The sequence below is a fragment of the Ruegeria sp. BHSC026 genome (assembly GCF_059613065.1).
Genome location: NZ_JBXWRV010000019.1, coordinates 46,238 through 52,723, shown reverse-complemented (window position 1 = coordinate 52,723; position 6,486 = coordinate 46,238). Strand labels below are relative to the sequence as shown.

Sequence of the window (6,486 nt, the reverse complement as noted above, 5' to 3'; positions counted from 1 at the left end):
TTTGCCTGGCACCAGGAAAAGGGCGGAAAGCTCTGGTGGGTTCTGGAAATGGGCACCGGCGGCTGACCTTGCCGCGCGCGGCCAGCCCACGAGGGCCACACCGCCACGTCAGCGGGATCAGGCCGCCTGCACCGATTGCGCAGTGGTCAAAATCGCATACAGCTTGACCGGATCAGGATTGGCCCGCAGCTTGCTGCAGACAGATGTGTCACGCAGCGTCCGCGAAACCAAGGCCAGCGCCTTGAGGTGCTCGACACCGGCATCCTCGGGGGCAAACAGGGCAAAGGCCAGATCCACAGGCTGCCGGTCGACTGAACCGAAGTCGATCGGCTTTTCCAGCATCACGAACACGCCCGCCACGGCGTCCAGGCCCGACAGACGGGCATGCGGCAGCGCCACTCCGTGTCCGACACCGGTCGGGCCGAGGCTCTCACGCTCGAGCAGATTATCGACCACGGTCTGAGCATCCAGCCCCAAGGCGCTGGCGGCGACTTCCCCGATTTCCTGAAACAGGCGCTTCTTGCTGGATGCGGCGGACAACACGCGCACCGCTTCGGGCTTCAATATGCTCGAAAGCTCCATTATCTTGCTCCACGGCATTGCCCCCGCCGGTGCGGAGGCAGTGCCTTTATCCTTGCCTGTTACGGATCGATCCAGCCGATGTTTCCATCGTCGCGACGATATACGACATTCAATCCGTCCTTGTTTTCGTTCCGGAACACCAGCACCGGCGCGCCCGCAAGTTCCATCTGCATGACAGCCTCACCAACGCTGAGCGATGGGATCTTGGTTTCCATCTCGGCAACGATGATTGGCTGCAAGGAGTCGGGTTCCTGCTCCGGCTCCGAATCGTTCGAGGCGAGGATATAGGACGACGCCCCGAAGAGTTCAACCGGCTCGGACCGCTCGCGGTGGTGGTCCTTCAGGCGGCGCTTGTAGCGGCGCAACTGCTTCTCCATCTTGTCACAGCACGCCTCGAATGCCGCGTAGATCTCAGTGGCATGGGCCTTGGCCTGAGCCGTCAGGCCGGTGGACAGATGCACGGTGGTTTCACACACATATTCATGCGCTGAACGGGAAAAGACGACGTTGGCGTCCGTTGCGCGCTGGGCATATTTGCCCACAACCTCGCCCAGTTCGGTCTGCACGTGGGTCTGCAGGGCCGCACCGATGTCGATCTGTTTGCCGCTGATTTGGTAACGCATGTGATCTCCTTCACAATTCACACCCCTGTTTGCGCCGCATCATGCGGCAGGCTTGTTGTTATGGGGTGGGGGGTCGAGACGCTGTACGGGGTTGCCGATCATCGCGCCCTTCAACGAAGGGGGATCGAGATCCAGACTGAATCCACGCAAGCGCCATATCCCAATTCAGCCAACAGGCGGCAGCAGAGTCAATCAAAACACGAGCACAGATTCGAGAAAACTGTCGCGGAATCCCTCCGTCATCCGACAAGTTTATGAAATTCTGAAGTTTTCGCCCAAATAGACGCGGCGCACGTTCTCGTTCTCGACGACCTCGTCCGGGGTGCCCGACATCAGAACCTGCCCGTCATGCAGGATATAGGCGCGATCCACGATTTCCAGGGTTTCGCGTACGTTGTGGTCGGTGATCAGCACGCCGATTCCCCGCTTTTTCAAATCGGCCACAAGATGGCGGATGTCCCCTACGCTTATTGGGTCCACCCCCGCAAACGGTTCATCCAGCAGCAGATATTTCGGATCGGCCGCCAGGCAGCGGGCGATTTCGACCCGCCGCCGCTCGCCGCCCGACAAGGCCAGCGCCGGCGCCCGCCGAAGGTGCTCGATCGAAAAATCCGACAGCAGTTCCTCCAGCCGCTCCTTACGCCGATGCGCATGTTTGACCGAGATATCCAGAACCGCGGCGATGTTGTCCTCGACGCTGAGACCGCGGAAGATCGACATCTCCTGCGGCAGATAGCCGATTCCCATCCGCGCCCGCCGATACATCGGCAACGTTGTGACGTTCTGACCGTCCAGCGTCACCGAGCCAGCCTCGGGGAAGACCAGCCCGGCCACGGAATAGAAGGTCGTGGTCTTGCCCGAGCCATTCGGCCCCAGCAGCGCCACGACTTCGGACCGGTCCAGCGTCATCGAGACATCCCGGATCACCGTCTTCTTGCGATAGGATTTCCGCAGCTTGTCGATCTTCAGCCCGGACGCCCCTTCAGCAACGGACAGTTTCGGCCCCGCCATCAATCACCGCCCGACTTGAGGATTGTCTTGACCCGGCCGGTCATGGTCGCGGTTCCGTCCGCCAGATTCGCGACCATCCGATCGCCGCTGATCGTGCTGGGCCCCTGGCTCAGCAGAACGTTGCCTGTCATGACGACAACCCCGCTGTCGATCGTGTATTCCGCCCAATCCCCCTCGGCCGCATCCGGTGGGCTGACCAGCAGAACGTTGTCGGACGCCTCGAGGCGCTCGATCCCCGAGCGGTCCTCGTTGTAGATCACCAGAACCCGATCGGCCGACAGGCGCATCTGGCCCTGCACGACGACGACATTGCCCAGAAACTCGGCCGACCCGTCCTCCTGGTTGACCTTGAGCGTCTCCGACGTGACCTCGACCGGCAGGCTGGGGTCTGCTGCGGCTGCCCCGAACGCCACTTGGGCTTCCTGGGCGCCCGCCGGGGCCGCCCCAAAGGCCAATGCGGCACACAAAGGAACTATTCGAAAATCAAACACGGGTTATCTTTCGGTCTTTTTCGGCTCGTATATCAGCTTCACGCCGTCTGTAAAAACAATATGGACGGGGCCGTCGGAATTTTCGGCACCGAAGGTCATCCGCCCGGCCGTGAAGTTGCCGATCGGCCCGGTCCCAGCAACCTGCCCCGGGGTGTCGCCTCGAATCTCGTCTAGCGAGGTGTTCAGAAGATCGGTCGTGACCCGGATACCATCGGTCGTGGTGATGACCACATCGTCGGAGAAGGTCGCCGTGCCCTTGTCGGGGCGGATCAGGCCGGTGTTGGAATCAAGGGTGATGACGCGGCCGCCGTTCAGGCCAAGCTGCCCCTTGAACTCGGCCGCCGTGGGCGCCTCGTCCGCGGTCCCGCGGCTGGCGCGGACGGCTTCCACCTGAATATCCTCGCCCTTGCGGGTGACGCCGCGATAAATTGGCTGCGTCACAAGCTGATTGTTCAGGCGTTCGTCGATATCCTGCTGCGAAAACGGAACCGCCACCTTTGTCTCGATGCTGCGCGACAGCAGAAACACCATCGACAGCAGCAGGATGGCCGCCAGCGGCAGCAGAACCTTGAGGAACTGCACCATGCGCGAATAGCGATCCATCCCGGCCCTCACTCAACCCAGCCCGACGCGCAGGCAGTCGTGGATGTGCAACAGCCCCTGCGCCCGGCGCGGCTGCTCCGGGTCCACTACAAACAACGAGGTGATCTTGCGCGCGTTCATGATCGCCACCGCCTCTTCGGCCAGCGCGTCGGGCGCGATGGTCGTGGGGTTGGCAGTCATGACCTGGGCCGCCGTGTTGTTCAGCAACCCGTCCATATGCCGGCGCAGGTCGCCGTCGGTGATGATGCCGACCAGGGTGCCCTCTGCATCGGTCACGCCGACCACGCCAAAGCCCTTCTGGCTGATCTCGATCAGCGCGTCGCTCATCGGGGTGTCGGCCGACACCAGCGGCAGTGCGTCGCCGCTATGCATCAGGTCGCGCACCGCGCTCAGCTGCGCACCCAGCTTGCCGCCGGGATGGAAGGCGCGGAAATCTTCGGGCTTGAAATCGCGGTATTTCATTAACGCGATCGCCAGCGCATCGCCCATAGCCAGTGTCAGCGTGGTCGAGATCGAGGGCACCATGCCGTATCCGCAGGCCTCGCCCAGCGCGGGGATCAGCAGATGCACGTCAGCCTGCTTCATCAGCGTACTGTCCAGCCGGCTGGACAGGCCGATCAGCGGAATCCCGAACCGCCGGGTAAAGGCCAGCAGGTTGGCCAGCTCGGGCGCCTCGCCGGAATTCGATATCGCCAGCACCACGTCATCCTTCGACACCATGCCCAAGTCGCCGTGGCTGGCCTCGGCCGGATGCACGAAATAGGCGGGCGTGCCGGTGCTGGCCAACGTGGCCGCGATCTTGTGCCCGATATGACCCGACTTGCCGATGCCGCTGACGATCAGCCGGCCTTTGGCCTGCAGGATCAGCCGCACCGCGTCGGCGAAACGGTCATCCAGCCCTTCGGCCAGAACCTCGAGCGCGCGGGCCTCGTCGGTGACGACCTGCCGGGCGGTTTTCAAAAAGGAGTCGGTATCGGTCATGAGTGCGCAAAAATGTCGGTTTCGGGCCAGCCCGCCAGATCCAGCCTGGCTCGCATCGGCAGGAAGTCGAAACAGGCCCGCGCCATCTCGGTCCGGCCCTCGCGTTCGAGCCGCGCATCCAGCGCCGCGCGCAGCTGGTGCAGGTACAGAACGTCCGAAGCGGCATAGTCCAGCTGCGCCCCGGTCAGGGTCTCGGCACCCCAGTCGCTCATCTGCTGTTGTTTCGAAATGTCGATGCCCAGCAGCTCTTGGCACAGGTTCTTCAACCCGTGCCGGTCGGTATAGGTGCGCACCAGGCGGCTGGCGATCTTGGTGCAATAGACCGGCGCCGCCAGCGCGCCGAAAGCGTGGTACAGCGCGGCGATGTCAAAGCGGCCGAAGTGGAACAGTTTCAGCACCTCGGGGTTTTCCAGCATGGCGCACAGGTTCGGGGCCTCGGTCTGACCCTTTTCCACCTGCACGATGTGGCTGTGGCCGTCGCCGCCCGACATCTGGATCACGCACAGACGGTCGCGATGCGGGTTCAGGCCCATGGTTTCGCAATCGATGGCCACGACGGGGCCCAGGTCCAGCCCGTCGGGCAGGTCGTTCTTGTAAAGGTAGTTCGCCACGAATGTTTCCTTTGCACGGTGGTGTCACCGAAATAGGGTGTTTGACCCGCAAACTCAACGCCATCCGCCCCATGGCGGTACTCGGGTGTCATTGCGGTTGAGGCATCTACGTCCGGCGCATAGGGTCGGGTCATGACTCAACCGTCCTGTGCCTCGTCTGAACAAACTACCGCCCGCCCGGGCGACGGTGGCCCCCACGACGCGCGCCGGGCCGTTTCAGGGTTTGCGCGGTGCTGAACATTCTGCGGAACCGGACGTACCGTCACCTTCTGGCCGCGCAGGTGGTGGCGCTGCTGGGCACCGGGCTGGCGACCGTGGCGCTGGGGTTGCTGGCCTATGATCTGGCCGGCGAGTCCGCCGCGATGGTGCTGGGCACGGCCCTGACCATCAAGATGATCGCCTATGTCACGATTGCACCCATCGCCGCGGCTTTTGCCGAAAGGCTGGACCGCCGCCGCATGCTGGTGACGCTGGACATGGTGCGGGCCGCGGTCGCGCTGTGCCTGCCTCTCGTGACCGAGGTCTGGCAGGTCTATGTGTTGATCTTCGTGCTGCAATCGGCCTCGGCCGGGTTCACGCCCGCGTTCCAGGCCACGATACCCGATGTTCTGACCGACGAGCAGGATTACACCAAGGCCCTGTCGCTGTCGCGACTGGCCTATGATCTGGAGAACCTTGTCAGCCCGATGCTGGCAGCGCTGCTGCTGCTGGTCGTCAGCTTCGACAGCCTGTTCTGGGGAACGGCGCTGGGCTTTGCGGCCTCGGCCTTGCTGGTGGTCTCGGTGGTCCTGCCCTCGCCCACGCCCCGTCAGCCACGTGGGGTCTTTGACCGAACAACACGCGGTATTCGCATCTATCTGCGGACACCGCGCCTGCGTGGCCTTTTGGCGCTGAGCTGGACCGTCGCCGCCCTCAGCGCGATGGTTCTGGTCAATACCGTGGTGATCGTGCGCAGCGACCTGGGCCTGCAGGACAGCGCCGTGGCGATCGCCCTGGCCGGGTTTGGCGGCGGGTCGATGCTGGCGGCTTTCGTGCTCCCGGCGCTGCTAGAGCGTCTGCCGGATCGCCGCGTGATGCTGGCCGGCGCAACGCTGGCGACCGCGACCATGGCTACCGCTGCGCTGCTGTCCGCGGTGGTGCCGATTTCGCTGGCGATGCTGACCACGCTTTGGGCGCTTGTGGGTTTCGGCTATTCCTGCACGCTGACCCCATCCGGGCGGTTGCTGACCCGATCCGCCCATCCCGAGGACCGCGCGGCCGTGTTCGCCGCCCAGTTCACCCTGTCACATGCCTGCTGGCTGGTTCTGTATCCGCTGTCGGGCTGGCTGATGACGCAACATGGGGCGACAGTGGCGATGGCCGCGCTGACCGTTATGGCCTTGGGCGGCCTGATGCTGGCCGCCTGGACCTGGCCCGCATTCCAGCCGCGGTCCATCGCGCATGACCACCCGGACCTGCCGGCCGATCACCCGCATCTGTCCGGGCCCGATCCGCATGCGCACCCAATCATCATCGACGACCTGCACCCCCGATATCCGCACAAACCTTGAGGGCGACCGCCCTATTGCCGTAGACCCGAACCAC

At 63.7% G+C, this 6,486-nt stretch carries 8 protein-coding genes; 1 reads left to right on the top strand and 7 read right to left on the bottom strand.

Annotated elements, in window-relative coordinates; all coding sequences use genetic code 11:
* Positions 1–117: 117 nt before the first annotated feature.
* From ptsN to AC2FME_RS16585, 7 genes are all read right to left on the bottom strand, one after another.
* Entirely contained in the window at positions 118–582 is a 465-nt protein-coding gene (gene ptsN / locus AC2FME_RS16615) for a PTS IIA-like nitrogen regulatory protein PtsN (protein ID WP_496680476.1), read from the bottom strand.
* Between the two features lie 59 nt (positions 583–641).
* The gene (gene hpf, locus AC2FME_RS16610) at positions 642–1,205 is read right to left on the bottom strand and encodes a ribosome hibernation-promoting factor, HPF/YfiA family (RefSeq protein ID WP_496680477.1); all 564 of its coding nucleotides are present in this window, start codon (positions 1,203–1,205) and stop codon (positions 642–644) included.
* Positions 1,206–1,457: 252 nt separating this feature from the next.
* Positions 1,458–2,216, bottom strand: coding sequence for an LPS export ABC transporter ATP-binding protein (lptB, locus tag AC2FME_RS16605; RefSeq protein ID WP_496680478.1), 759 nt, complete (start codon positions 2,214–2,216; stop codon positions 1,458–1,460).
* A complete protein-coding gene (locus AC2FME_RS16600) occupies positions 2,216–2,629 on the bottom strand; it encodes an LptA/OstA family protein (RefSeq protein WP_496687524.1) in 414 nt (137 codons plus the stop codon). The genes lptB and AC2FME_RS16600 overlap by 1 nt, the downstream gene beginning before the upstream one ends.
* Before the next feature lie 81 nt (positions 2,630–2,710).
* A complete protein-coding gene (gene lptC / locus AC2FME_RS16595; RefSeq protein ID WP_496680480.1) occupies positions 2,711–3,310 on the bottom strand; it encodes an LPS export ABC transporter periplasmic protein LptC in 600 nt (199 codons plus the stop codon).
* Positions 3,311–3,322: 12 nt separating this feature from the next.
* A complete protein-coding gene (locus tag AC2FME_RS16590) occupies positions 3,323–4,291 on the bottom strand; it encodes a KpsF/GutQ family sugar-phosphate isomerase (protein WP_496687520.1) in 969 nt (322 codons plus the stop codon).
* Positions 4,288–4,902, bottom strand: a complete 615-nt coding sequence (locus AC2FME_RS16585; protein ID WP_496801021.1) for a ribonuclease D — start codon at positions 4,900–4,902, stop codon at positions 4,288–4,290. The genes AC2FME_RS16590 and AC2FME_RS16585 overlap by 4 nt, the downstream gene beginning before the upstream one ends.
* Positions 4,903–5,132: 230 nt before the next feature.
* Here AC2FME_RS16585 and AC2FME_RS16580 point away from each other — a divergent pair, with 230 nt between their 5' ends.
* Positions 5,133–6,452, top strand: a complete 1,320-nt coding sequence (locus AC2FME_RS16580) for an MFS transporter (protein WP_496801020.1) — start codon at positions 5,133–5,135, stop codon at positions 6,450–6,452.
* Positions 6,453–6,486: the final 34 nt, after the last annotated feature.